The sequence below is a fragment of the Nocardiopsis coralli genome (assembly GCF_014892575.1).
GTDB classification, from domain to species: Bacteria; Actinomycetota; Actinomycetes; order Streptosporangiales; family Streptosporangiaceae; genus Nocardiopsis; species Nocardiopsis coralli.
In genome coordinates this window covers 60,861-86,167 of record NZ_JADBGI010000001.1, presented here as the reverse complement: position 1 = coordinate 86,167, position 25,307 = coordinate 60,861, and the positions used below count along the sequence as shown (strand labels likewise).

The window sequence follows — 25,307 nt, the reverse complement described above, 5'->3', positions numbered from 1 at the left end:
GGATCACTGAGAGCGGGTCTGGTTGGCGCGGGCGGCCTTGCGCACGGCCGTGGCCCGCCCTTGGACCGGGGGCGGCAGGGGCCTGGTGCGCAGGGTGAAAGCCGGGGACAGGGCTCCGTTGGTCACCAGTCGAGAGGCTGCCTGGAACTGGGCCAGGTGGGAGAGGTCGTGCTCGCTGATCTCGGGCTGGACGTGGCGCACCAGGTCCCGCGCATCCTCCGGGGAGACGTCGAAGTAGATCTTGCTGCGGGCGTTGGCGCTGGTGGCTTCGCGCAGGTCGCGGGGGAGTTGGGCGAGGTCCTGGTGGGCGATCACCAGGCCGGCACGGTAGGCGCGGGCTTCGGCCAACATGTCCCCGAGCCCGAACGGCAGCGTCAAGAAATTCTGAGCCTCGTCGAGGAAGATCCCCAGGTCGCGGCGGTGGGTTTCGCGCTGGTGTGCCCGGGCGAGAACGGCGTCCCAGGTCTGGGCCAACACCAGGGATCCCAGCAGTGAGGCCGTGTCTTCGCCGACAACACCCTTGGGCAGTCGGGCGATGACTACCGCGTCGCGGTCGAGCAGGGCAGGCAGGTCCAGGGCCTGACGGGGGCGTGCGGCTAGCAGGTCGCGGGCGAAATCTCGGAGCAGCACAGCCCGGAGCTTGTTGAGAAGGGGTGCTGTGGCGTGCGATTTCGCTTGGTCGGAGAGTCCGTCGTACCAGCGCCAGAACCCGCTCAAGGGCGAGCCCTCATCAAGGTGGGCGGTCGTGCGGCGGCGAAAACTGGCGTTCTCCAACAACCGGGGCACGTTCGCCAGGCTCGCCTGCGGGGTGGACGCCAGCGTCAGGCAGCACGAGCGGAGAATGTCATCGGTGCGCGGCCCCCAGGACTCGCGGTAGATCCGGGCGAAGATTCCGGTGACCATGTCGGCCACCCGGACGGGATCACGGCCACCCAGTACGTTCAAGCTCGGGGGTGCGGCGTGGTCGTCGGGGTCGATGAGGATGACACGGTCCATCGCCGACTCAGGGATACGGGACAGCAGAAGGTCCGATTCGCCTTTGGGTTCGATGATGACGCAGCCGTGGCCCTTGGTGATGTCGTCCAAGGCCATCCCGAACAGGAGCGTGGACTTGCCGACGCCGGTGCCGCCGATGATGTGGGTGTGTTGGCGCGCGTCGGCGGTGCGTTGGGCCACGGTGCGCCGTTCACTGTGCTCGGCGGTCCCCAACAGCCGAGACTCGGGAGCATCGACCGAGACCTGGGGCGGCGGAGGCACAGGACGTGCGGGGGCGCGCTGCAGGCCGGGCACCGTGTCATCGAGTGGAAGGTGGGCGATGGCGGCGAGTTCGCGTGCGGTGAGCAGGTCACCGGAACCCATGGTGCGCGCATGAAAGCGCCACTGGGGCCAGGCCCAGACCCGGTGGCGTTGGTAGTAGTTGTGGCCGCTGAAAACTGCGTAGGCGGCAGCCAGGGCGTGGGCGCGCCCCCGACGTCGTTGACGGTCCACCCCCTCGCCGCCGGGGGAAGAGACGAGGTAGCGCACCTGCGTTTCCAACCGCGGCTGCGTGCTCTTGTTCAGGATCGCTTGGATCTCGCGCCCGGCCTCGGGCCGCAGTGCCATCAGGTGGGCGGAGCGGTGGCTGCCGGGGGTGAGGGCATCGAACGTGTTGCTGGTGGGGGAGTAGTCGTAGCGCAGCGAGCGCGCGGCTTGGTTGGCGCGGCGTAGCCGCCGACCGGTGATGGGCCGCACGCCCACCTGGACCAACACCTCGTCGTCGCCGACGAGGTCACCGGCTGCTCCGATCAGCGCCCTCAGGGGGTCCTCTTCGAATTTCGTTTCGATCGGGTAGTGGTCGGGCCGGGCCAGCCGCACCGAGCCGGCGTGGGCGCGCACATCGGCAGGCCGGTCCGGTACGGGGCGGGTGGTCACGGAGGCTCCCGGCCAGGCGGAGGTGACGGCGCGTTCGACCATGCCGGGTGGCAGTGGGGCGGGCACCCAGATGCGGATGCGCAGCCCGTGCACGCTCATGGCGTACTCCCACACCAGGTGCGGCTGGCCCAACAGGGCCCGTTTCCACCAGGGGCGCAGGGTGCCCAGCATCTGGCGCCACAGGTCCTCGGCTCCGGAGAGGTCGCTGTGGGGCGGGGGCAGGATCTCCACCAGGCGGGCGTGGCGCCGCCACTTGGCCTGGCGCGCCCAACTCACGAGATGGCGCAGTCCCACCAGGGCGACCACGGCCAGCGGGACAGCGACGGCGAGGATGATGCCGTGGGCGAGCAGGAAGGCGAGGAGCAGGTCGGCGAGGGCGGTGGGGATCTCGTCGAGGCGGGTGAGCCGCTCGGTCACAGGAAGTCCTCCTCGGCGGCGTTGTCCAGGTGCAGCTCGGGTGCGGGCGCGTGATTGCCCGGGGGCGCCTGGGTGAATTCGGCGGGGTTGGTCGTGACCAGTTGGTGTTCGGCCTCGCTGGCCAGCGCACGGAAAGCCACGCGCATGTCGCCGCTGCACAGCAGCGCGTCCCCGGGGGATGCGGACAGCAGCCGCTGCTTCTCCCCCTCCGACAGGGAGAAGGCCTCGGCGATGCGGTCGATGGCCTGCGGTGACTGGCGCATGAGTACCTGGGTGGCGCTGTTGGCGACCACGGCCTGTCCCAGGTCGGAGTCGAGCACGTCGCCGGCGTCCTGAGTGGCGATGGTCAGCCCGGCCCATCTCTTCCTGGCGGCTTTGGCCATCCGGAACAGGAACTTGGCTCCCTCGCTCTGGGCCATGAGGAGCCAGGCCTCGTCGATGAGCACCATGCGGGGGTGGTCGGGGGCGGCGTCGGTGACGCCTCGCCAGATGGAGTCCAGCGCCAGGAGCGTGCCCACGGCTCTGAGCTCGTCCGGCAGGGACCGGAGCGACCAGCTGACCAGGTGTCCGGTGGGACGGCTGGTGGTGGGGGCGCGGAACAGTTCGTTGTAGGTGCCGGTGGTGAACGGCTCCAGTTGGACGGCCATTTCCTTTCCGTGTTCGTCGTCCTGCTCGCTCAGGGCGGTGGCCAGGTCGGCCAGCAGTGGCGCGGGCCGGTTCCAGGTGCGCTCATCGGCGGTGATGCCCGCAGCCCGGTAGGTGGTGATCACGGCCCGGTCCAGGGCGGCACGCTGGCGCGGGGCGAGGGGGCCGCCGAGCATGACCCCCAGCAGGGTGTGCAGGAACAGGGCACGTCGGGAGAGCGCGTCGCGCGAAGCGGAGGCGTCCAGGGCCAGGTCAAGGGGGTTGAGATGGACCCCGGGTGCGCCGAGTTGGATGAGGGTGCCGCCCACGGCCTGGGTCAGGCGCGCGTACTCGTCCTCGGGGTCGATCACCGCAGCGGTGATGCCCGCGTACATGCTGCGTAGCAGGTCGAGCTTGCAGAAGTATGATTTCCCGGCGCCGGACCGGGCCAGGATCACCGAGTTGTAGGAGTCCAGGCTCCAGCGGTCCCACAGCACCACCCCGGAGGAATCGGAGTTGAGTCCGTAGAGCACGGCGGTCGGAGAGGTCTCCACCGCCAGGTCGGGGGAGGCGAAGGGGTAGCCGGAGGAGACGGCGGGGGTGTCCATGCTGCGGCGCTGGCCGAGCAGGTCCACGCCCAGGGGCAGGCAGCTCACCCACCCGTGGAGCTGGCGGTAGGAGGCCGGGCGGGCTTCGATGAGCATCGAGGAGGTCAGCGACTGCACATGGTCGACCTCCTCGACCAGCTCCTCCTGGCTGGCCGCGTGCACGGTCAGGTACAGACCCACCCGGTAGAGCTTGGATTCGCCGCGGGCCAGGGCGGCGGCCATCTCGCGGGCGTCCTCGGTTGCGGCCTCGGTCTCGAAATCCTCGAGGCGTCCTTGTTCGGCGCCCTTGCGCGAGGAGGCTTCGAACTTGGCCATCTGCCGCCGTAGCTTGTCCGAGGCCGTTTTCGGTGCGACAGGTTCAACGTGCAGGCTCACATCGACACGGCCGGGGTAGGCCAGCAGCGGCTCCAACCACCCCAAGCCCACCTCGGCGGGATAGCCCACGATCACCAAGGTGGCGGCGTAGCTGTCGCCGATGCGGATCTGGTGCGCTCCGACCTGAACGTCGGTCTCCACCGGTGCCTGTGCGGGCTCACCCTCGGCCCTGTTGGTGGTCTTCTTTTTACGCGTGAACATGCTCCTCCTCTCCCTGGGGTGGTGGTGCGGTAATGACGGCCTCGGGTGGGGCCAGTCCTTCCGGCGGTGGTGGGCGCCCGGTCGGGGCAGCAGCCGAGGCCAGTACCGCGGCAACGGCCGGACCGTCCAGGACGTGGGCGCTGCTGCCGGCGGCCGCTAGTGCGCGTGCCGCGTCCTCGGCACGGCGGCGCACGGTTGCCGCTCCGCTGCGCCCGTGTGCCGCGGGCTGGCGCAGCACGAGCAGCACCTGCCGGTAGAGCAGATCGCGAGTGCGAGCCAGGTCGGACAGGAAGTCCGCGTGCGCGGTCGCGGCATTCTGCAAGGCCGGGTGCGGCAACGTGGGGGCGGCGGCATCGACCGCGGCAATGACCGGGTCCAGCCGGACCGATTCGGCCCGCACCAGGATCTGGACCGGGTTCGTGGGGCTCAAGGAGTTCAGGAAGGACCCGAACCCGCCCACGAGCGCGTCCTGCTCGGTCTCGGTGCGCAGGGAGAAGTTGACTGTTGAGCAGTCCAGGACCACGGCGGTGCCGTATTCGCCGAGGTCGAGGGTGCCGTCATCGCCGATTCGCTCCAGCGGAAGTTGGAGCGGGGCGGGCAGGGGTGGGGTGTGGGCGTTGACCCATGACGGAAGGGGAGCCGGTTGCGAGGTGTGGGTGGCGCGGCGCTTCGGTGCGCGTACGAACCCCACCGCAGCCCACACGAGCTGGTCCAGGCTCAGCCCGTCCCGGCGCACCAGGGCTGCAGCGACTGCGGCCCCGATCAGAGGAACCCCGGCCACGATCAAGACCGGCATGGGCACCGTGCCGCTCAGGGCGCTGATCCCCGCCCAGATCGCCAGGCCCGGCACGCCGATGATCAGCAGTTGGCGCACCGTCAGGCCTGCGAGCACTTGGTCCTCGCGTTCCACATCGGCCGGCATGCGTATGCGCGACATCTAGAACCCTCCTCCTTCGTTGCCGCCTCGGTGGCGCGGCGGGGTCCGGCGGCGGCCGCGTGCGTGTTGTTGTGCGGCGGCCTGGCGCGCCGCACGACGACGGCGTTCGGCCTGTTGCTGGCGCTGCTGGAAGCCGCTGCGGCGTTGTTCGGGCGCGTGGCGCATGCGCGGGGTGGGCTCGAACAGGGCTTCCCGGCGTGCCTGAGAGGGACGCGACATCCCTGGGAGAGGGTCCTGGTGCCCGCGGGGGGTGCTCTCCATCCCGGGTAGGGCCTCTTGGCGGTGGTGCGGCGGCCGGGCCGGCTCACCGGAGGGCAGCGTGGGTTGCACCCAGCGGCGGCGCTCGCGCACACGCTGCTGCTTCTCCGGGTCGATCTGCGAATCGATCCCGGGCACGGGCTGCTGCGAGTCCGTGGCCCGCCCCGAGCCTGCCGATGACCCCGGGCGCATGCCGGGCAGTGCCGATTGGTGCCAGCGCGGCGTTTTCGGCGTGCTCGGTGCCGCCCCTGATGGTGGGCGGGTGGCAGCGGCCCGTTGCCCCGCGGCGCCGGACTTGGCGCCCGACATCGCCTTGCCGGCCTTTGCTCCGGCTGCGGCCTTGCCGAGCCCCATCCCTTTGAAGAGCAGGAGGCTGGTGGCGATCTTGGCGACCTTGACCAGCGGCGAGGCTGACGGGTTGAAGATCTGCTTACCGGCCCAGGCCGGCACCCGGATCAACACGTAGAGGCTGGCGAACAGCACCATCAGCTCGATCCCGGCGCCCCCCGAACCGTCGGGATCGAAGCTGTTGAGGCCTTCGCGTTGCAGGAAGAGCGTCATCACGATGCGCATCACCAGCGCTTGGCCGACCTGCATGATCAGCAGGGCTCCGATCGCACGCCACCACAGCCGGGCCAGTCCCTCGGTCTGGGGCAGCGCGTGGGCGGCCAGCGCCAAGGGCGCGGCTGCGGTGAGCAGCACCCAGAGCATGAGCCGGATGACCACGCTGAACACGAAGATCACGCCCGCCAGCGTGGACATCAGCATGAACGCGATCGTGATGAACCCTTCCTGGAAAGGACTGTCCAGGAACCGGGCCATGGCCAAGGTGACACTCTCGCCGTCAGCGGAGTTGCCCAGGATCGCCATGCTGATGGAGTTTCCGAGCTGTCCGAGCTGCTGGCAGATGAACCACGAGGCGTTGACAGCGATGAACGCCAGCACGAGCCGCGGCAGGATTTCCTTGATGCCGCTCGAGGTCTGCACCGTCTGGTGGCCCATCACCAGCACCCCGGCCACGGTCACGATCAGCACGAAACTGGTGTTGACGATGCCGGCGGAGGTTTCCCACACCGACTGGATTCCGGTGGAGGACGGGGTGGTCAGCATCATGCTCATGCCCGAGACCATGAGCCCGTTGTTGAGAAAGTCCGTGATGACCTGGTTGAACCAGCTGAAGATCATGCACGGTACGTCCATCGGAGCGCAGTCGTAGCCGCCCTCGCCCCCGGTTTCGGATGGCAGTTCGGGAGAAGGCTCCTGTTCGTCTTCGTCCTCGGGAGGGTCATCGGGTCCGGGCCCGGGTTGAGGGGGCGTCTCCTCCTCGGGCTCTGGCTCTGGTTCTGGCTCGGGGGAGGGTTCGGGAGAGGGCTCTTCTTCTTGGTCTTCGTCGTCGGGGGGCACGGCGGGGCCGGGCCCCGGGTTGGGGGTGTACTCCTCGTCCTCGGACGTGGGTTCGGCTGGCAGGTGCCGGGGAGCATCGGCCGGTGCCGCCATGGGTGCCGCCTTGGCCGCGGCAACGGCGGTGCCGGTGCCGCTCTCGAGCGCGGCAACCGGACCTGCAAGCGCTGTTGCCGCTATCCCGGCGCCCATGAGGAGCCTGCGCAGCGCCGGGCTCACTCCATCCCCAGGAAGCCGCGCAGAATCTCCACTAGGATCGGGGCGAGGATCGCGATCCCATAGCCCATGGCGGCGTACTTGAGCGTGTCCTTGGCTTTTCCGACCTCGCCGGGGTCCCCACCGGCCAGCAGGTAGCGCACCCCGCCGATCGTCAAGAACAGCGTCGCCAGCGCGACCAACAACCCCACGAGCCAGTTGCGGATGTTGGTGATGACCTGGTCCAGATCGTCCACACCCGGCTCCTCGGCCTCGGACGCCAGCGCCGGCCACAGCTCCGCCGACGTGACCAGGGCGGCGTAGGCAATAGCCAGTACCACCAGGACACGAAGAAGCGGATGGGTTTCCTGCGTGCGTACCGACATGAGCGTCACCTCGAATACGTCGTGACAACCCAGTGGAGAACCACCCGAGACGGGCCGGGACGGGGTGCCGACTCCTCCTTCCGATCAGGGTGGGAACGGGGCGGCATTCGATGACCACCCCGCCCCGGCCCCTGCGTGGTTCCACCGGGTGAGGAGAGTTCTCTCCTCACCCCTCCAGGGGAACGAGATGCCGTTTTGCGCTCACCCGGTCTCGAACTCGGCCGTGACCAGGGCCCCGGCCAGGGCGTCCTCCGCAGCGACCCGGCGCCGCCGAGCGGTCATGTAGGACAGTCCCATCTGGTTGGCCACGCGCTTGAGGCTCGTGCCTTCCAACCGGGTGCGGGCGACCAGCTCCGACTGCTCCTCGGTGACCAGGCCGACGGCCACCGCCTCGGCCAGCACCGTGACCGGGCCCCGGCCCGTAGGGCAGGACGCTGGATCCGGCAGTGCCCGGGCCACCTGGTCCACCTCGGCACGCCTGCGGTAGGCATGGCGGCATGCAGTGTTGGCCAGCGCTTGCCACAACCGCTGACCGATGTGCTCTTGGCCTGTGTCGAGGGTGTGGAACTGCTCGAGCAGGCATGCGAGCAGTTCGGCGTCGATGTCGGCGCTCTCGTGCCCGGGCATCTGCGCGTATCGGCGGCTGGCCGCGATCATCCGCGGCGCCATCGCGACAGCGGCCACCACCGTCCATGCCGCATGGCCCGAACGCACCTGCATCAGCACGCACCGCCACACAGCATCAGTGGTCTCGGGAGAAGACCGGCGCAAGGCCCTCACCACCTGCCCGGCCGTGAGCTCGCCCCCGGCCGAGGTCAGGACCGGCTGGCCGGGGCCGCTCATGAGCAGCTCAAAGGCGTAGTCGATGGAGGCGAACGGGGCATTCCAGTCGAACGGTGCAGTCGTCATGATCGCTCCCTTACGCATCGGGGAGCTCCCAGCACGACACACGCCCTGCGCAGAACATGAGCACGCTGATCGCCTGCGCACCCGGTGCGTACCGGGAACGCACGCACGCCGGCGGCCTCGCGAATCGCCGGGAGACCGTCTGGCGTACGCACTCGGGTTGTGCGTACGCATCCAATCCGGGGTGAGCGCAAAACGCCTTCCCGTTCCCCTGGAGGGGTGAGGCGTTCGATGACCGAGATCGACGACCACACCCATGCCCACACACCGAACGGAACGCGTCCTGCTCCTGGACGGCAGCCCCGGAGCCACCACCGTGCTCCTGCTGGCCGCCCACCACGTACTGGACCCGATTGACCACGTCCTCTACGCCGACACCGGCCTCTACCCCGCCTCGACCGAGCGCTACCTCAAGCACGTCCACACGCTGTGCCAGCAGGCCGGCGCCGAACTCATCCGAGCCGACGCCACCGACATCGCCGAACGCGCCTGGAGCCAGAGCCCGAGTCCGCTGCCGCTCTTCACCCTCGACCGCTACGGCACCACGGGACGCCTGCCCAACGCCTGCTCCGGCACCCAGTTGTTGGCTCTGACCGACCACCTGCGCACATGGGTCGACCAGCAGGAGCACGGGCGGGTGGACGTGGTCCTGGGTCTGGGCGCCGAGTACGCATCACGCGTGCCCCCGCAACACGCGTGGCCCCGCTTGTTGCGTCTGAACTACCCGCTCTTCGACCTGGGCTGGCGCGACCGGGACTGCGTGTGGTTCAACCACCACCACGGCATCGGCACCCGAGGCTTGGCGTGCTTGGGCTGTCCGGAGCGCTCCGACGCCGACTGGGCCGAACTGCGCGAAACCGACCCCGACGCCTGGCGCGAAGCCGTTGCCCTCGATACGGCGGTGCGGCACCACACCACCGAGACGGCAGCGACCGGCATGCCACTCGCTGATACCGGTTACCTCCACCATTCGTGCCGCCCCTTGGGCGGTGCCGACATCTCCCCGGAACAGGAAGGACCGGTGCCGGGGTGCCTGCCGCGTGCCTGCCGTGGAACGCGCTCCTACCGCGCCGAGCAGTGAGGTGGCCCGCCGTGACCGCCTGACTGCGGGCATGGCCACGTCCGAGCCTTGACCGAAAAGGCGGTCGTGGCCTGCTGCTCGAGGCTGAGGGTCAGCTGCGGGTCTCCTGTGTCAGCAGTTCGGAGATGGTGTTCTCGGCCTTCCGCCGCCGGCGTTTGGCTGTGCTGTAAGGCAGCTGAAGTTGTCGCGCGGTCTCTCGAAGGGAACGCCCTCCGATTCGTGTGGCCGAAATCAGCTCGGCGTCGGTAGAAGTCATCGAAGTCGCCTCCACTGCTTCGGCAAGGGCGATCTCTGGGCTCCCGCCTACAGGTGCGTGAGCTGCGCCGCTCGTGATCCCGGTGAGCTGATAAAAGTCACGCCCTGTACGGTAGCGCCACCGCTGTCCAGCTTTAAAAGCGTCTGCCCACATGTGATCCAACAGGTTTGTACTGCTCGTGTCCACCTCATGGAGCTGGGTGATCCAGGATGCTACAAGCTCGGCTTCCAACTCCTCGCGGCGCTCACTGAAGGGGCGCCCGCGGCCGACCCTGTTGACCACAGACCACAGTGGTTTCGAGGCCAGACCTACTCCCACCGTCACCCAATCCGGTTCCTCGCTTCGCACGCGTTCGATCACCGCCTGCCACACTTTGTCGGAGAGGCCCTGCTCCAGGTGCGGGATCCGTTGTGCCAGCCAATTCAGACCGATGTTTCGCCTGCCATCCAGCGCCGATATCTCCAACACGGTCGGGCCGTGATGCGTCGTCAGAGTCTCGAAGGCACTGCGGGCAACGGTGATCGGGGTGTTCATCTCGACTCAACCCCTTTCTTGGAAAGGTGAAGAGTCATGAAGTCATCTTTGATTGGCAGTACATGAGCACCTTGCACAAGTGCGTATGAACGTGTGTTTGTTGCTCACGCAAGGCCCCGCATATGCGTACGCAGATTCCATGTGCGATGGTTCTTGCCAAGAGGTATTTCGTGGCTGTCTCCTCGATCGGCCGCGACTTTGCGCATCGCTGCGGCCCATCCGGAGGGTCCGTGCCTGGGGACAGCTGCGGTTCAGGCGAGGTTCGGAACGCGGGTCCCTGCATCGGTCGAGGGCTCTGCTGCTCGGATCTGGAGGGGCCAGCCTGGTGGGGTAGAGGTGGGGTTGAAAGAGGGGCGCCCGCGGGCGCCCCTCTACGACCGTTCCCGTCCTCTGCTGGCCAGACGATGTGCTCTGGCCAGGGTGTTCATGTTCCTGAGTGACCCTTCTCGACCTCTCCCGGCCGGGCTCACCTTGCCTGGGGGTCAAGGGGTCGTGGGTTCAAATCCCGCCGTCCCGACACAGAAACAGCAGGTCATCGAAGGGTCCACCGTCCGGTGGGCCCTTTTCTGCGGCCCAGGTGGGGTGACCGCCGGCGGCGTCACACTCCCGCGGGTGGTCCGGAAGGCTTCAGCCGCGAAACACGGTGCGTGCGTAGGCCCTCGAACACGAGCACCATGATCGCCGGCGCGATCGCGCCGTAGGTGAGGGCATCGTCCGGGCCCAGGGATTCTCCGAGGACCAGAACCGAGGCCACGACCAGCAAGATCGGTTCCAGGTGGGCCAGTAGGCCGAACAGGCTCATAGGCAAGGAGCGCTGCGCGATGGTGTGAGCGGTGAAACCGGCCGCTGTCAGCAAGCCGAGCAGCCCCGCCCCGAGCCAGTTCTCGGGATGGTCGAGGAAGGCCCAGAACGGCTCCGGGCGCAGTACGAACACCGCACTGGCGGGGACGAGTACCGCGACCTCGAGCATGAGCGCTGACGGCGTATCGACCCGGAAGCGGCGGCGGAGCATGAAGTAGAGGGGATACCCGAACGCGACCTCGACGCGGGCGCGAGCGCGCCTGCCCGCGAATGGTCGGCCGGGGCCGAGCGTGTCGAGGGCGCCGGGGGTGCGTGCGTCGCGCACCGGCAGCGGCGATCGGTCCTGAGAGGGTCGGTTTCGGCGTCGGCGTCAGTGGCACGGGCACCGACCCCCGTTCGGGGAAAGGGGCCGACGCCCCACCAAGCACGAAGCGGGCGCCGGCCCCGTGCGGACCGTCCATGGCCTCCCCCTGTACACGGGGGCGGTCCGCTGTGCCTCGGGTCGCTACCGGTGGGCACAGCAGGATTCCAGCATGTTTGATCGCTGAGTGTAAGGGGTCATCACCCCCTGTGGCCAAGAGGGGGCGAAGTCCCCTGCGAGGGTGGGACTATCGTCCCTGACCTCACACAAGTGCACGCATCGGGACACCGGCGGCCACGGGTGCCGACGCCGACGTGCCCCGTACCGCAGGCCCGGGGCCTCCTGAGGGTGCCCGGAACAGGTCTGCCCGTGCCCCACCGCCCTTCGTGTGGTTCCCTCTCCCGGGCCCTGCCGTGAGCCTTCAGTCCAGCAGAAACGCGTATCCGGCCGGCAGTTGCGAGCGAAGGTTGTTGACCTCGCCGGCGCTGATGGAACCTGCGATCGTGCCCATTACGGCCCTGGCGTGCTCGCGTGCCTGTTCGGGGCCGCAGCCACGGCCCTCGCGCTGGGCGATACGGCGCAGGAACTCATCCACGTCGAAGGCCTCGGCCGCACCGGTGTGCTCCGCCAACAGGTCTTTGAAGCCGACCGGCAGCTGAGCAGCCAGGTCCGACGGCTCCCCGCCGGCCAGGCGCCGGCCCAGGACCTGCAGAGTCGCGGTGATGGCTGCCTCGGCGTGCTCGTTGTCGGTGATGGACGGGTCTTGGCTGACCTGGGCGATGAACTCGTGGTACTGCACTTGTTCCTCTCTTTCGAGGTCGGTCGTTGTGGTCCGGGCCTCCTGCGGCATGGCCCTGGCTGCTGCACGGATGGACAGGGCCGACACTCTGCGGGCAGGACGCGGACGCCTGCGGCTCGTGAGTGGTGTGTCTCAGGTGCGCGGTCGCCGACTGTTGACGGCGAGCCGACGCCGGTCGCCTGCTTGGCCGTAGCCGTTCACCGTGATGGTCAGGAGCCCTTCGGCCAGGGTCAGGTCCACGTCCTCGCGGCTGATCCCCTGGGGCAGGGTGAAGGTGCGGCGGAATCGGCCCCGACTCAGCTCCCGGGTGTGGTGGACCGCCTGCTGGTTCTGACCGAGGTCTGTGCGCCGCTGCCCAGCGATGGTCAGCTCCGGAGGGCTGTAGGTGATGTCGAGGTCGTCCTCCTTCACCCCGGCCAGGTCCGCACAGATCACCAGTTGATCGCCCACGGCGGCGATGTCCACGGCCGGGGTCCAGGCGTTGGCGTGTGTATGCGCCTTCTCCTGATGTCTGGTGTCCACTCCGTGGGATCGGTCGGCCATCCGGTTCATTTCACTGATCACGTCCACGAGTCCGTTGAAAGGGTTGCGGCTGCGCCGTTGTTCGCCCATCGGTACCTCCGGGCGCGGTCGGCCCACGGATGGAGCACGAGCCACCCGGGCCGACCGGCAGGGTTCTCGGCGGCACCCGCCCCCGTGCGGGCCGCCGAGAGCGCATGTGGGGTCCCACTAGCCTCGTGGCGCCGGCGCCAAACATGTGCTCGACCAGGGTCGGTCGTACGCGGCGCCGGCGGGCTGCGCTCGACGCGCGCGCGAGCGCCGCCGCCCGTGCACGGGCGGCCAGGGCCGGGCGGGCGGCAGGGCCACGCGAGATGGGGGAAGCATGCCCCACGTCGGACGCGGCCTGCGGTGTGTCTCTCACCGGGCAGGCGTGCCGCGTGCGCGGTCGCGACCGCGATTTCGACCTGCGCGTGGAATCCCAGAGCCGCTGCATCATCAACCCGACGTACGCGGTCATGGAGGTCAAGGCCGACGAACGCGCGCCCTACTGGGTGGAGAACGGCGGATCTGCACCCCGGTCGTACCGAGGCGCTTCGGCCCGGCGTCGAACCCGCTGGATGCCCGCCCGGACGTGGTTCCACAATGGTCCCATGCCCAACCTGTACAAGATCGCCGCTCGGGCCACCGGCCGCGTGATGAGCTCGCTCAGCCGCCACGCGCCCGCGTCCAAGCGCACGTTCTCGGACCTGCCCGCCGACGTCCACGACGTCACCGTGCCCACCCGCCACGGCCCCGTGCGCGTCACCGTCTACCGGCCGTCCGGCGCGACCGCGTCCACACCGGTGCACGTCAACGTGCACGGTGGCGGTTTCGTGATCCGCCACCCGCGACAGGACGACGCCTGGTGCCGGTACCTGATGACCCACGCCGACGTGGTCGTGCTCAACGTCGACTACGACACCGCCCCGCAGTACCCGTTCCCCGTGTCGCTGGAGCAGGTCCACGACGTCGCCGCGTGGGCGGCCGATCCGGCCCGGGAATGGGACGGGTCCCGTCTGAGCATCGGCGGGCAGAGCGCGGGCGGTTCGTTGAGCGCCGCGGTCGCCCGCATGTCCCGGGACGAGGGCGGTCCCGCACTGGCCTTGCAGGTCCTGCACTATCCGGTGCTCGACATGGTCACGCCCATGGGTCGGAAGCCGGGCGGGGAGCACAGCAAGGTGCCGCCGCCCTGGATGAATCGGGTGTTCGGCCTCAGTTACGCCCCGGACGCCGCCACACGCAAGAACCCGCTGGTCTCCCCGGCGTGGGGACCCAACTCCGAGAACCTCGGCGGGCTGGCTCCGGCGGTCGTGGTCACGGCCGAGTTCGACGCGCTGCGCGACGAGGCCGTGCGTTACGCCCGCGCTCTCGAGGGGGCCGGGGTGTTGCGCGAACACCATGACGTGCCCGGTGTGGACCACGGCTACGACATCATGGACCGCAGCCCGGACGTCACCGCGCACGTGTACTCGCTCCTGGCCGGGCACGTTCGCCAGGCCTTGCACCAGCCCTGACCAGGGGCCGGGCCCGTTCCTCGGCCGCCGTCGGAAGGTCACGGGTCCGCAGTGGCAGCGATGCCGCGAAACTAAGTCATGCGCTTGACTTAATTCGCTCACAGGGTATTCACTGCCCCTGCGGGGCACGGCCTGTCCCGGCGAGCCGTACAGAAGGGGGACAGGTGCCATGAGGACCGACGTCGACCAGGAGGCGGGGAGCGGGGCCACCGCCTCCGCCGCCACCCCCGAATTCCCCGACCCCCGCTCGGCCGCCTGCCCCTTCGGGGTCTCGCCCGACATGCAGGCGCTCTCCGGACTCGGCCCCCTCACCAGGGTCCGGTCCTGGGGCGACAGCACCCCGTGGGTGGTGACCAGCCACGCGGAACAGAGGACCCTGCTCGCCGACCGTCGCCTCAGCGCCGACTTCTCCCACCCGGGTTTCCCCAGCCCCGTCGACCCCCGGAAGGTGCGCAAGGGGGGAGGCGGGATGAGCTTCGTCGGCATGGACGACCCTGAACACGCACGCCTGCGCCGCATGGTCAGCGGGGCCTTCACCGTCAAACGGATCGAGGCGCTGCGTCCCGTCGTGCAGAGGATGACGGACGACTTCATCGACGCCATGCTGGAGGGCCCCCGACCCGCGGACCTCGTCGAAGCCCTGGCACTGCCCATCCCCTCACTGGTCATCTCCGAAATGCTCGGGGTGCCCTACGAGGACCACCAGTTCTTCCAGACCAACAGCAAGGCGATCGTCTCCGCGACCGCCGGCGCCGAAGCCCGGGGCAAGGCGCACGCTGCCCTCACCGAGTACCTCGACACCCTGCTCGGCAAGAAGATCGCCGAGCCCGGCGACGACCTGCTCTCCACGCTCGGTGAGCGCGTGGAGAACGGAGAGATCACCCGCGGAGATGCGACCGCGATGGGGGTGCTCCTGCTCCTGGGCGGGCACGAGACCACGGCCAACATGATCTCCCTGGGCACGCTCCTCCTGCTGGAGCACCCCCGACAGCTCGCCACCGTGCGCGACACCCAGGACCCGGAGGTGGTCGCCGGCGCCGTCGAGGAGCTGCTCCGGTACCTGTCGATCGTGCACCTGGGGCGGCGCCGGACAGCGCTGGAGGACATCGAGATCGCGGGCCGGACCATCCGGGCGGGCGAAGGCGTCATCCTGCTCAGCGAGCTCGCCAACCGCGACCCCCGGGCGTTCCCCGACCCCGACACCTTCGACATCACACGCAACGCCCGGCCGCACCTGGCCTTCGGCGCCGGGACCCACCACTGCGTCGGTCAGCCCTTGGCCCGGATGGAACTCCAGGTCATCTACCCGACCCTGTTCCGCCGCATCCCCACCCTGCGCTCCGCCATCGACGTGGAACAGGTTCCCTTCAAGCACGACGCGGTCATCTACGGCATCCACGAGCTGCCCGTGACCTGGTAGGCGATCGCAGGCCCCGGGCCGGAAGCCGGGCCGATAAGGTGGAAGCCATGAGTGGCAGGGGGACGAGGTCGGACCGCGCTGTTGCGACACAGCAGAGCATCCTGGCCGCAGCAGAGCAGCTGTTCGCCGAACACGGGGTCGCCAACGTCTCCAACCGCCAGATCGGACTGGCCGCGGGGCAGGGCAACAACACCGCGGTCAGCTACCACTTCGGTTCCAGGTCCGGGCTGATCCGCGCGATCGTGCGCGCGCACACGGAACAGATCGAGAGCATCCGCCTCCGAATGGTCGAGCAGGCCGAGGGCTCCACCGCGACCAGGGACTGGGTGGCCTGCATGGTCGAGCCCTTCGCCCTGCACCTGGCCGACCTGGGTGTGCCCAGTTGGTTCGCACGGTTCAGCGCGCAGGTGATGAGCGACCCTTCGCACCGCGAGGCAGTGGCCCGGGAATCGCTGAACTCACCGTCGCTGACGCGCGCCGTCGAAGAGGTGCACCGCTGCCTGCCCGACCTACCGGAGGAGATCCGCCTCGAGCGTCAGGACATGACCCGCCAGCTGATGATCCACATGATCGCCGAACGTGAGGACGCCCTGGCGAACGGGCGGCCCACGTCCCGGGGTTCCTGGCATCGGGCCGCGGCCGGGCTGACCGATGCCGTCACGGGGCTCTGGTCGGCACCGGTCTCGACGGGTGCATCGGACATGGTTCCGGAAGGCGCCGTCACCGGAGGTCCGTGACCGCGCGGCCCCCTCCGCCAGGAGCCGCAGGGCGAACCCGGCTCGGTGTCGTAGCGGAGGTGACACTCCTCAGGACCGTCACCTCCGCGGGGTCGTCGGCAGCCCGGCCTCCAGGTGGGGCGGCCGCTCCGCTCACATGTGGGCGGCCCCGGCCCTGATCGCCTCGCGGATCCGCAGGTAGGTACCGCAGCGGCAGATGTTGCGGATCCCGTCCAGGTCGTCGTCGGTGATGTCGCGCCCTTCTTCTGCGGAACGCCGCACCAGCGCCACGGCGGCCATGATCTGTCCGGGTTGGCAGTAGCCGCATTGGGAGACGTCCTGTTCCAGCCAGGCCTCCTGCATCGGGTGCAGTTCTTCGCCCACCGTGTCGGGCAACCCTTCGATGGTGGTGACCTCGTCGGATGCGTCGAGATCCCCGACCGGAACGGTGCACGGCGTGACCGCCTTGCCGTTGACATGGCTCACACAGGCCTGGCAGACGCTGATGCCGCAACCGTACTTCGGGCCGGTCACACCAAGGACGTCGCGCAGGACCCACAGCAGCCGGACGTCGTCGGCGACGTCGACGGTGACCTGCTCGCCGTTGAGTCGGAACGTGTGCTCGGGCATGGGGGCTCCTCGCTTCACTCGGCGTTGTCCAAGCCGTCGGAGGGCGGCTCGGGGACGGGGGGAACGTTCGGTCTCGGCTCGAAGGACAGGTCCCCGTGGTTGATGGGAAAGCTCGTGGGCATGGCCCCGACCGCGCGGCCGTACGCGCACGCCACAGCGGCCTTCACCGGAGCAACGCCCAACTCTCCGGCGCCTCCCGGTTCCCCACTCGCCGGCATGATGACGACCTCGATCTCCGGCGGGGTGTTCCACTGGCGTGTGTAGAAGTAGTTGTCCCAGCTGGCCTCGAGGAAGTGCCCGTCCTCCAGATGCAGGCTGGACGTCATCGCGAGTGCGATGCCGTCCATGACGCAGCCCTGCATCTGGGCCTCCAAACCGCGGGGGTTGACCGCCAGACCCACGTCGACGGCCAGGACCACCTTGGTCACGCGGGGGCCGGTCACACCGTCGCGAACCTCCCGGTCGATGGTCTCCTGGCGGCAGTCGATCTCGGCCAGGACCGCGCACTCCGATTTGTACTCGTGCATGAAGGCGATGCCCTGGGCGGTGTCGGAGGGCATCTCCCGTCCCCACTCGCCGACCTCGGCGACCCTGTCCAGCGCGGCCCGGGCCCGTTCGTCGGTCAGGAGTTCACGCCGGAACTCGTAAGGGTCGCGGTCCAACTCCTGCGCGAGGCGGTCGACCATGAGCTCCCGGGCACAGACCACGTTCGGTGAGTAGACGTTGCGCATGCTGCCGGTATTGAAGCCCCGGTTCACCTCGTTGAGCAGCCGGCTCTCGTGGCCGAAGTCGTACGACCTGGCTTGGGATAGTTGGAAGAACACCTGGGCGAACGTGCCGTCGAGGCCCGGAATCTCCGCCGCCATGGCGGTGACGACGTCGCCGAACCCGTGGCTCAGATCGGTGGCGACACTCGTGTGCCGCTGGTCGTAGCGCAGGACCCGGTCACCGTCGTGGGAGATACGCACTCGGGACGTGGCCATGGGCTGGGTGCGGCCCTGCCGGGTGTCGTCGGCGCGGTGCCACATGAGCTTGACGGGCTTGCCGATCTCCTTGGACGCCTCGGCGGCCTCGACAGCGGCGTCGAAGAACAGCTTGCGCCCGAAGGAACCGCCGCTCTCGGGCACGTGCACGGTGACGGCGCTGGGCCTGAGGCCGATCTTCTCGGCGATCGCGCCGCGGGCGACGATCGGTGCTTTCAGCCCCGACCAGATCTCCGCGCTGTCGGAGCGCACGTCGGCGATCGCGCAGTTGGGTTCCAAGGCGCTGTTGTTGCGGAAGTAGAAGGTGAAGGTCTCGTCCACGGTCGAACTGCCCGGCGGAGCGGGCACCATCGGAAGCTCGGCCTCCTGCAGCTCCTGGAGCACGTCCTCGTCGGAGAGCCCGTCGACGCTTCCCGGCTCCCAGGACACCTCGAGGGCGCGCACGGCGTCGATGCACTGCCCGAAGGTCTCGGCCCTCACGGCCACCCCGGTCGAGATGGTGGCGACGTCGGTGACACCGGGCATCTGCAGGACCTCGTCGGTGTTGACGACCGACTCGGGCGTGCCGTTGATCGTCGGGGCACGGCACACCATGGTCGGTAGTGCATCGTCCACATCGAGGTCCAGGGTGAACTTCTTGCGCCCCGTCACCGCTTCGACCGCGTCGATGCGGTTCTGGGGTTCCCCGATGACGCTGAAGTCCTCGCTCGTCTTGAGGTCCACGCTGACCTCTTCGGTATTCTCGCTCGCGGCTTTCTCGACGAGGGAGCCGATCTGTGCGCTGTGCCCGGAGCCGTCGCTGATCACCCCTTCCCGCAGGACGAGGTCGTCGAGGTCGGCCCCGAACTCGTCCGCTGCCGCTTCCAACAAGCGCCGGCGCGCGATCGCGGCGGCGGTCCGGACCGGGGTGTAGGTCGAGATGGTCGTGTTCGAGGCCCCGGTGAGCTGATTGAACACCAGTTCCGGTCTGGCGTCGGCCAAGGTGACCCGCACCTGGGACACCGGCACGTCCAGCTCCTCGGCGATCAGCATCGCGGTCGAGGTGGTGATGCCCTGGCCGGTCTCGGCGCGCGGAAGGGCGAAGGAGACCGTGCTGTCCTCGTGCACCTCGACCTTGATCAGGTTCGAGGTCGGTCTCGCAGCCAGCGTCATCACGTCGTTGAGATCGACCGACCCGGACAGGGACTCGTTCTGGGCCTCCTCCGCCCAGGCAGCTGTGGCCGGAATCGGGCCTGCCGCGGTGACCAAGGTGGCCCCGGCCAGCACGTACCCGAAGAATCTCCGTCGTCCGACGACGTGTCCGCCGGGTTCGGACACAGGGGCTTCTCCGTCGGTGCTCATCGAATCGTTCCCGTCATCCCTCGGTCCGTTCGCCGCTGTTGTGCGGCCCTGCTGCGGTGTGTCGTCGGCCATTGCGGCCGTGACCAGGTGGGTGCCCTCGCCGGCGCCGCACGTTCGACGGTGCGACGTCGGCGAGGACGGCCGGCCCGCGGCACGGAACGACCGCGCCGCGGACCTCGGCCGCTCCTGTCGCCGTGCGGTCCCGATCACCGGGTGTGCCTCCGCTCGGACGTGGCGCAGATCCACGGGACACCTTGGGGTGCGATCGAAGGGAGCGTGCACGGCCATCAGCGGCCGGTCCTGGGAGGTCCGGTCCGGACCGGGTGCCGGATCAGTAGTCCGGGTTGTTGTGCGTGGGGATCTCGATGCTGATCGGCTCCGCCTCGGAGAGGAAGAGCAGCATCGCCTGGCGCAGGAGTTCGTCGAACTGCCAGTAGAGCGTGCTGCTTCCGGGGAACCTGTCGAGCACACCCTCGCGTACGGCGATGAACGGTTCCCAGAAGGTGTTGAGCGCACTGTCCCAGAAGGGCTCCTCGGGGATCTCCAGCCACTCGGCGATCTGGTCACCGAGGACGTACCGGGTGAATGCACCGATGAGCGGCCTGCTGAGGATCCCCCGGTCGACCTCCTCGGGCAACTGCAGGAGGAGCTCGGCCAGGGCGACGCCTTCACGAGTCGGGGCGAGGATCGGGTCGAGGACCTGTTCGGCCTGTTCGTCCGCGGCGTCCCACGACGCCGGGATGTACTCGTCGTCGACCCCGAGCATGCTCGCGGTCACCTGCCACACGTGCAGGTAGCCTTCGGACTCCGCGTCCTCGACCGGGATCTCCCACTCCCTGATCTTCTGCATCACGGTCGTGGCCAGGCTGTGCCACGTGACCATGACATCGGCCTGGCTGATGGGGATCTCCTCCGGGGCGACCTCGGACCAGTGCTGGGACTGGGGCAGCAGATGGCGGACCGCAGCATGCACGAGCCGGGTCTTGACCGCGGTCACGATCATCTCGCCGTCCGGTTGGTAGGCGTTCGTGGTGCCGATGTCGTAGCCGAGCTTGGCGGTTTTGGAGATGCGGGGCTTCATGTCCGAGCCCCCCTTGGAGTAGTAGACCGCCAGGGCCTCCTGCGGGATCACGGTGGCCATCATCCCGCTGGCCATCCCGTACAGGACGCCGGTGTAGAGACCGCGCTTCTCGTTGAAGTCCACGGCAGCGGCCAGTTTGTCCTCGTCGGCCCAGGAGGGAAGCTGCCGGGCCTCTTCCATGAAGTCCTTGAGCTCCGAGGGCAGGCCGTCGGGCAGGGGCTGGTCGTTGCGGGTCCACTCGCGCAGCAGTTCGTTGACCTCGGGGACCACCCCGTCCTCGAGGAGTGAGGCCACCACCGGGTCGGCTTTGGGGTCCCACACCTGCAACGGGTCGATCCCGGTACCGGCACCGGCGACGGATCGGCTCGCCGGCCAGTTCCAGTCGGTCATGGCGCGCGCGTAGGCAGGTGACATCATGGCGAACGCGCCGAGCGCTCCGCCCGAGGCGAGGATGGTTCGTCTGCTGACGTCCTTCATCTGTGTCTCCTTCACCGGGCCGGCCGGATCACCGGAGCCCGGGGGATGAGGGGGTATGAGGGGGTAGGGGGTACTGCATGCGGCAGCGTTGTTCGGGTGCCCGGGGTCAGTAGTCGGGGCGGTTCGAGGTGGGGATCTCGATCTTGGTCTCCTCCCCGCCAGTGAGGTCGTGCAGGACGTACTGGCGCAGGAGTTCGTCGATGGTCCACGCGAGCTGGGGCACCGCCGGAAGGCCGATCACGCCGTTGCGGAACTGGACGAGGGACGACCACGCCCGGGGCACCAGGTCGTCCCACCGCTCCTCGCGCGGGATCTCGATCCAGTCGGCGGTCTCGTCCCCGATCAGGAACCGGGCCAGGGAGTTGACCATCGGGCGGGTGGCCTCGTGGAACCGGTTGGAGAGCTGGGAGAGCAGGGTGTCGGCGATCCAGATGCCCTCGTCGGTGGGCCCCATGTTCCGGGCCATGATTTCGTCCGACTGCTCGTAGGCCGCCTGCCACGTGGCCGGGATGTATTCCTCGGAGATCCCGATCATGGCCGCGGTCACCTGCCACACGTGAAGGTAGGCCTCGGCCTCGTCATCGGTGACAGGGACCTCCCAGTCCTCCATGCTGCGCATCGCGAAGGTCGGCAGGGTGTGCCAGGTGACCAGCATGTCTTCCTGGTTGATCGGGATGTCCTCGTCCGCCGACTCGCGCCAGTGCTCGGACTGCGGCAGCAGGTGCCGCACGGCGGCGTGCACCAGACGGGTCTTCAAGCACTCGACCACGCATGTGCCCTCGGGCCGGAACGCGTCGAGCGAGCCGACGGAGAACCCGAAGATGCTCGTCTTGGCCACCCGGGACTCCATGTCCGCGCCGCCGTTGGAGTAATAGACGGCACGGGCTTCCTGGGGGATCGCGGCGGCGAGCATGCCCCCGCCCGGGCCGTTGGCCAGGTTGAGGTAGATGCCGTGGCTCTTGTTGAACTCGGCAGCGAGCTCGAGCTTGTCGTGGTCCGCCCACGACGGGAGCCGGCGCGCGTCCTCCATGAAGTCGCGCAGGTCCGAGGGGAGCCCGTCGGGGAGGGGCTGTTCGTTGGTCTCCCAGTCCCACAGCAGGTCGTTGACCCCGGGGACGGCACCGCGGTCCAGGAGGGACTTCAGGAGCGGATCTGCCGCCGCGTCCCACACCTCGTGCGGGTCGAGGCCGGCCCCGGTGCCGGCCACCGAGTCGCCGGGGGACCAGTTCCATCCGACGAGCGAGCGTGCCTGGGCGGGTGCTGCTGCCACGAGCGCGCCGAACGCGCCACCGGCTATCAGAGCCTGACGCCTACTGAAATGGGCCATGCTCGGACTCCTCTCTCGAGATCCAGGCTGGTGATATTGTGATACACAACCTGATTCTGTGTTTCATCAGCGAAACACAGGAGAATGCGGAACGCCAGACCCGTGATTGAAGAAATTCACACAACCCCGTGCGGGGCCGCCATCCTGCCGGTGCCGCCCACTGACCCGGAAGGTCCGAGATCGCAACGGCCGCCGGGTCGTCCGTGCCGTCGGGCGTGCAACCCGGGCCCGACGACAGCTCCTGACAAGGAACGGTGACTGTGGAACCTGTATTCTCTGCTCTCATGGCGCCCTCAGAATCGGAATCGATCCTGGAACGCGCGTACGCCGAGGCTGTCGGCCGCGCCGAGGACGACGACGCGACCACCGAACGTGTCCTCGACGCGGCCCACGAACAGTTCTGCCGGATGGGTATCCGCCGTTCCACCATGGAGGACGTGGGCCGCCGGGCCGGCGTCTCGAGAATCACCGTGTACCGGCGCTTCGCCACCAAGGACGTCCTGGTCGAAAGCGTGGTGCGACGTGAATTCCGCCGTTACTTCGACCGGTTCCTCGTGGACATCCAAGAGGCGCAGACGGTCTCCGAACGGGTGGTGCGCGGGTTCGTGAGTTCGCTCAGGGCCATCCGGGGCCACCCACTGATCGGCGGTCTCCTGGAGGCCGAACCCGATGCGGTGGCACCGTCCATGATCAGCGACAACGGGCGCACCCTGGCGACCGTTCGAGCCTTCGTGGCCGGGCAACTGCGCCTCGAGCAGCAAGCAAACACGATTTCACGGGAGGTGGAGGTCGAGCGCGTGGCCGAACTGATGGTCCGTGTGTCCGCCTCATTCCTGATCATCCCCAGCCACTTGGTCGACCTGGACGACGAGGCGGAGCTCCGTGCGGTGGCCGAGCAGTTCCTGGTGCCCATGCTCGAGCCCGCGGGGCAGAGGGGGCGTTGACCCCGGAACCGCCCCTGACGGAACTCGCCGGACGAGTGGGGCGGCCGACCCGTGCACACGATGTCGGCCGCCCCGTGGGCCTGCGGCGCCGGCTCACTCGTAGCGCTCGCCCTCGTCGGCCTTGGCCAACAGGGAAGCGGGCGCTTCGAACCTCTCCCCGTAGGAGGCGGCGAGCTGCTCCGCCCGGTCGGCGAAGCCGCGGAGCCCTCCCGGGTAGCCGTTGATGTACTGCAGCGCGCCCCCGGTCCACGGCGGAAAACCGATACCCAGCAGCGAACCGATGTTGGCGTCGGGAACCGACCGCAGCACCCCTTCGTCCAGGCAGCGGACCGTGTCGATGGCCTCGGCGAACAGCATCCGTTCCTTCATGTCCGCGAACGGGATGCTCTGCCCCCGGACGGTGAAGTGTTCGCGCAGGCCGGGCCACAGGCCGACACGGCGGCCGTCGCTGTAGTCGTAGAAGCCCGCCCCGGCCGAGCGCCCGCCCCGGGAGAACTCGTCGATCATCCGGTCCACGACCGCCTCGGCCCCGTGCGCCCGCCACGGTCCGCCCTCGGCCAGGACCGCGGCCTTGGTCTCCTCCCGGATCTTCCTGGGCAGGGTCAGGGTCAGCTCGTCCATGAGTTGCAGGGGCGGGGCGGGGTAGCCGGCCTGCGCGCCCGCCTGCTCGATGGAGGCGGGATCCAGCCCTTCGCCGAGCATCGCGACCGCTTCGTCGACGAACTTGCTGATCACACGGCTGGTGAAGAAACCGCGACCGTCGTTGACCACGATGGGTGTCTTTCCGATGCGCCGGGCGACGTCGACGGCCTTGGCCAGCGTGGCCTCGCTGGTGCGCTCCCCGGTGATGATCTCGAGCAGCGGCATCTTGTCCACGGGGGAGAAGAAGTGCAGCCCGATGAAGTCCTCCGGTCGCCTCAGGTCTTCGGCCAGACCGGTGATCGGCAAGGTCGAGGTGTTCGACGCCAGGACGGCGTCCGGCGCGACGACCGACTCGACCTCGGCGAACACCTTCTGCTTCAGGCCCGGGTCCTCGAAGACCGCTTCGATCACCAGGTCACAGCCGCTCAGCTCGGCGGCCTCGGTGGTCGGGAGGATGCGTGCGAGGAGTTCGGCGCCCTGCTCCTGAGTCATCCGACCTCGGGAGACCTTCGTGGCGACGAGCTCCTGGGAGTACCGCTTGCCCTGTTCCGCGGCCTGTCGGTCGACATCCTTGAGCACGACCCGCAGCCCGGCGCGGGCACACGAGTAGGCGATCCCGGCCCCCATCATGCCGGCACCGAGCACGCCGACCGTGTGCGGCCGGTACTGCTCGTGGCCCTGCGGGCGGTTGCCTCCGCCGTTGATGTGCTGCATGTCGTAGAAGAACGCCTGCATCATGTTCTTCGAGACCTGACCGGCCATGAGCTCCACCAGGTAGCCCGTCTCGACCCTCTGGGCGGTCTCGAAGTCCAGCTGGGCGCCTTCGACGGCTGCGGCGAGGATGTTGCGGGGCGCGGGCATGTTCGCGCCCTTGAGCTGCTTGCGCAGGTTCGAGGGATAGGCGGGCAGCGTGGCTCTGACCTCGGGGCGGGTCGGTGCGCCGCCGGGCATCCGGTAGCCCTCGCGGTCCCAGGGCTGCGCCGACCCCGGGTTGGCGAGGACCCATGCGCGCGCCTGGGCGATCAGTTCCTGCGGTGTCTCGGCGAGTCCGTGCACCAGGCCCTTGGCCAGCGCCTCGGCAGGCCGGTACCGCTGCCCTCGGAGGAGGACGTCGGTCAGTCCCCTCTCCAGCCCCAGGAGCCGGATGGTCCGGCTGACCCCTCCGATGCCCGGCAGCAGGCCCAGGGTCGCCTCGGGCAATCCGATCCGGCTGTCGCCGGTGTCGAGCGCGATGCGGTGATGGCAGGCGAGTGCGACCTCGAACCCGCCGCCCAGGGCCGTGCCGTTGATGGCCGCGGCCACGGGACGCCCGAGCGTCTCCAACCGGCGCAACTGGGCCTTCATCGCGGCGCACAGCTCGGTGAGTTCTTCGGCGTCCTCCGGCCCGGCCCGGCTCATGGAGTCGACGTCGCCGCCGGCGAAGAAACTCTTCTTGGCCGAGGTGAGGACGACACCGGTGATCGTCTCCCTGTCCCGCTCCAACCGGTCGACGGTGGCGGCCATCGAGCTGACGTAGGTGCTGTTCATGGTGTTGACCGGATGGTCCGGGTCGTCCATCGTCAGGACGACGACGCCGTCGGCGCCCTGGTCCCAGGCGAACATGTTCGTGTCGGTCATCGTCCGTGGTGTTCCTTCCGACTC

General features: G+C 68.9%; 20 protein-coding genes. 5 read left to right on the top strand and 15 right to left on the bottom strand.

The annotated features are described in order from the left end of the window. Positions 1-3 precede the first annotated feature (3 nt). The 6 genes from IDM40_RS00370 to IDM40_RS00345 form a co-directional block, all read right to left on the bottom strand. Positions 4-2,328, bottom strand: a complete 2,325-nt coding sequence (locus IDM40_RS00370) for a type IV secretory system conjugative DNA transfer family protein (RefSeq protein ID WP_328806898.1) — start codon at positions 2,326-2,328, stop codon at positions 4-6. Then, positions 2,325-4,136 (bottom strand): VirB4 family type IV secretion system protein, encoded by a 1,812-nt coding sequence (locus IDM40_RS00365; RefSeq protein ID WP_193119827.1) that lies wholly within the window; start codon positions 4,134-4,136, stop codon positions 2,325-2,327. The genes IDM40_RS00370 and IDM40_RS00365 overlap by 4 nt, the downstream gene beginning before the upstream one ends. Further along, complete coding sequence (locus IDM40_RS00360) at positions 4,123-5,073, bottom strand: PrgI family protein (RefSeq protein WP_235997170.1); 951 nt, start codon at positions 5,071-5,073, stop codon at positions 4,123-4,125. Before IDM40_RS00360 ends, IDM40_RS00365 begins: the two co-directional genes overlap by 14 nt. Next, entirely contained in the window at positions 5,074-6,951 is a 1,878-nt protein-coding gene (locus IDM40_RS00355) for a hypothetical protein (RefSeq protein ID WP_193119826.1), read from the bottom strand. Continuing rightward, positions 6,948-7,313, bottom strand: coding sequence for a pilin (locus tag IDM40_RS00350; protein ID WP_235997169.1), 366 nt, complete (start codon positions 7,311-7,313; stop codon positions 6,948-6,950). Before IDM40_RS00350 ends, IDM40_RS00355 begins: the two co-directional genes overlap by 4 nt. 201 nt (positions 7,314-7,514) lie before the next feature. Next, a complete protein-coding gene (locus IDM40_RS00345; RefSeq protein ID WP_193119825.1) occupies positions 7,515-8,222 on the bottom strand; it encodes an RNA polymerase sigma factor in 708 nt (235 codons plus the stop codon). A gap of 253 nt (positions 8,223-8,475) precedes the next feature. On the opposite strand from IDM40_RS00345, the gene IDM40_RS00340 reads away from it, so the two are divergent. Further along, positions 8,476-9,300 (top strand): hypothetical protein, encoded by an 825-nt coding sequence (locus IDM40_RS00340; RefSeq protein WP_193119824.1) that lies wholly within the window; start codon positions 8,476-8,478, stop codon positions 9,298-9,300. A gap of 91 nt (positions 9,301-9,391) precedes the next feature. Here the strand turns inward: IDM40_RS00340 and IDM40_RS00335 are convergent, their stop codons facing one another. The 4 genes from IDM40_RS00335 to IDM40_RS00320 all read right to left on the bottom strand — a co-directional run bounded on the left by IDM40_RS00335 (position 9,392) and on the right by IDM40_RS00320 (position 12,594). Continuing rightward, positions 9,392-10,090, bottom strand: a complete 699-nt coding sequence (locus IDM40_RS00335) for an RNA polymerase sigma factor (protein ID WP_193119823.1) — start codon at positions 10,088-10,090, stop codon at positions 9,392-9,394. Between the two features lie 598 nt (positions 10,091-10,688). Next, a complete protein-coding gene (locus IDM40_RS00330; protein ID WP_193119822.1) occupies positions 10,689-11,216 on the bottom strand; it encodes an EamA family transporter in 528 nt (175 codons plus the stop codon). Positions 11,217-11,673: 457 nt separating this feature from the next. After that, on the bottom strand, positions 11,674-12,051 hold the full coding sequence (locus tag IDM40_RS00325) for a DUF2267 domain-containing protein (protein ID WP_216630156.1): 378 nt from the start codon (positions 12,049-12,051) through the stop codon (positions 11,674-11,676). 132 nt (positions 12,052-12,183) lie between these two features. Next, positions 12,184-12,594 (bottom strand): Hsp20/alpha crystallin family protein, encoded by a 411-nt coding sequence (locus IDM40_RS00320; RefSeq protein WP_193119821.1) that lies wholly within the window; start codon positions 12,592-12,594, stop codon positions 12,184-12,186. Positions 12,595-13,202: 608 nt separating this feature from the next. Here IDM40_RS00320 and IDM40_RS00315 point away from each other — a divergent pair. The 3 genes from IDM40_RS00315 (at position 13,203) to IDM40_RS00305 (ending at position 16,262) form a co-directional block, all read left to right on the top strand. Then, the gene (locus IDM40_RS00315) at positions 13,203-14,105 is read left to right on the top strand and encodes an alpha/beta hydrolase (protein ID WP_216630155.1); all 903 of its coding nucleotides are present in this window, start codon (positions 13,203-13,205) and stop codon (positions 14,103-14,105) included. Between the two features lie 169 nt (positions 14,106-14,274). Then, the gene (locus IDM40_RS00310; protein WP_193119820.1) at positions 14,275-15,525 is read left to right on the top strand and encodes a cytochrome P450; all 1,251 of its coding nucleotides are present in this window, start codon (positions 14,275-14,277) and stop codon (positions 15,523-15,525) included. A gap of 47 nt (positions 15,526-15,572) precedes the next feature. Beyond that, positions 15,573-16,262 (top strand): TetR/AcrR family transcriptional regulator, encoded by a 690-nt coding sequence (locus tag IDM40_RS00305; protein WP_193119819.1) that lies wholly within the window; start codon positions 15,573-15,575, stop codon positions 16,260-16,262. Between the two features lie 132 nt (positions 16,263-16,394). Here IDM40_RS00305 and IDM40_RS00300 read toward each other — a convergent pair whose 3' ends face one another. The 4 genes from IDM40_RS00300 to IDM40_RS00285 all read right to left on the bottom strand — a co-directional run bounded on the left by IDM40_RS00300 (position 16,395) and on the right by IDM40_RS00285 (position 22,080). Beyond that, positions 16,395-16,871, bottom strand: a complete 477-nt coding sequence (locus tag IDM40_RS00300) for a (2Fe-2S)-binding protein (protein ID WP_193119818.1) — start codon at positions 16,869-16,871, stop codon at positions 16,395-16,397. A 14-nt stretch (positions 16,872-16,885) separates the two neighbouring features. After that, positions 16,886-19,195, bottom strand: coding sequence for a xanthine dehydrogenase family protein molybdopterin-binding subunit (locus IDM40_RS00295; RefSeq protein ID WP_193119817.1), 2,310 nt, complete (start codon positions 19,193-19,195; stop codon positions 16,886-16,888). A 331-nt stretch (positions 19,196-19,526) separates the two neighbouring features. Then, positions 19,527-20,753, bottom strand: coding sequence for an oxygenase MpaB family protein (locus IDM40_RS00290; RefSeq protein ID WP_193119816.1), 1,227 nt, complete (start codon positions 20,751-20,753; stop codon positions 19,527-19,529). Between the two features lie 106 nt (positions 20,754-20,859). After that, on the bottom strand, positions 20,860-22,080 hold the full coding sequence (locus tag IDM40_RS00285; protein WP_193119815.1) for an oxygenase MpaB family protein: 1,221 nt from the start codon (positions 22,078-22,080) through the stop codon (positions 20,860-20,862). Positions 22,081-22,364: 284 nt separating this feature from the next. Between IDM40_RS00285 and IDM40_RS00280 the strand changes: the two genes are divergently transcribed. Further along, complete coding sequence (locus tag IDM40_RS00280) at positions 22,365-23,024, top strand: TetR/AcrR family transcriptional regulator (protein WP_193119814.1); 660 nt, start codon at positions 22,365-22,367, stop codon at positions 23,022-23,024. Between the two features lie 93 nt (positions 23,025-23,117). Here IDM40_RS00280 and IDM40_RS00275 read toward each other — a convergent pair whose 3' ends face one another. After that, the gene (locus IDM40_RS00275; protein WP_193119813.1) at positions 23,118-25,283 is read right to left on the bottom strand and encodes a 3-hydroxyacyl-CoA dehydrogenase NAD-binding domain-containing protein; all 2,166 of its coding nucleotides are present in this window, start codon (positions 25,281-25,283) and stop codon (positions 23,118-23,120) included. Positions 25,284-25,307 lie beyond the last annotated feature (24 nt).

Bases quoted from the DNA above. Each gene is read 5' to 3' on its own strand.
- IDM40_RS00365 (WP_193119827.1), bottom strand. From the start codon at position 4,136: ATGTTCACGCGTAAAAAGAAGACCACCAACAGGGCCGAGGGTGAGCCC.
- IDM40_RS00360 (WP_235997170.1), bottom strand. From the start codon at position 5,073: ATGTCGCGCATACGCATGCCGGCCGATGTGGAACGCGAGGACCAAGTG.
- IDM40_RS00350 (WP_235997169.1), bottom strand. From the start codon at position 7,313: ATGTCGGTACGCACGCAGGAAACCCATCCGCTTCTTCGTGTCCTGGTG.
- IDM40_RS00345 (WP_193119825.1), bottom strand. From the start codon at position 8,222: ATGACGACTGCACCGTTCGACTGGAATGCCCCGTTCGCCTCCATCGAC.
- IDM40_RS00340 (WP_193119824.1), top strand. From the start codon at position 8,476: ATGCCCACACACCGAACGGAACGCGTCCTGCTCCTGGACGGCAGCCCC.
- IDM40_RS00335 (WP_193119823.1), bottom strand. From the start codon at position 10,090: ATGAACACCCCGATCACCGTTGCCCGCAGTGCCTTCGAGACTCTGACG.
- IDM40_RS00320 (WP_193119821.1), bottom strand. From the start codon at position 12,594: ATGGCCGACCGATCCCACGGAGTGGACACCAGACATCAGGAGAAGGCG.
- IDM40_RS00315 (WP_216630155.1), top strand. From the start codon at position 13,203: ATGCCCAACCTGTACAAGATCGCCGCTCGGGCCACCGGCCGCGTGATG.
- IDM40_RS00310 (WP_193119820.1), top strand. From the start codon at position 14,275: ATGAGGACCGACGTCGACCAGGAGGCGGGGAGCGGGGCCACCGCCTCC.
- IDM40_RS00305 (WP_193119819.1), top strand. From the start codon at position 15,573: ATGAGTGGCAGGGGGACGAGGTCGGACCGCGCTGTTGCGACACAGCAG.
- IDM40_RS00300 (WP_193119818.1), bottom strand. From the start codon at position 16,871: ATGCCCGAGCACACGTTCCGACTCAACGGCGAGCAGGTCACCGTCGAC.
- IDM40_RS00295 (WP_193119817.1), bottom strand. From the start codon at position 19,195: ATGAGCACCGACGGAGAAGCCCCTGTGTCCGAACCCGGCGGACACGTC.
- IDM40_RS00290 (WP_193119816.1), bottom strand. From the start codon at position 20,753: ATGAAGGACGTCAGCAGACGAACCATCCTCGCCTCGGGCGGAGCGCTC.
- IDM40_RS00285 (WP_193119815.1), bottom strand. From the start codon at position 22,080: ATGGCCCATTTCAGTAGGCGTCAGGCTCTGATAGCCGGTGGCGCGTTC.
- IDM40_RS00280 (WP_193119814.1), top strand. From the start codon at position 22,365: ATGGCGCCCTCAGAATCGGAATCGATCCTGGAACGCGCGTACGCCGAG.
- IDM40_RS00275 (WP_193119813.1), bottom strand. From the start codon at position 25,283: ATGACCGACACGAACATGTTCGCCTGGGACCAGGGCGCCGACGGCGTC.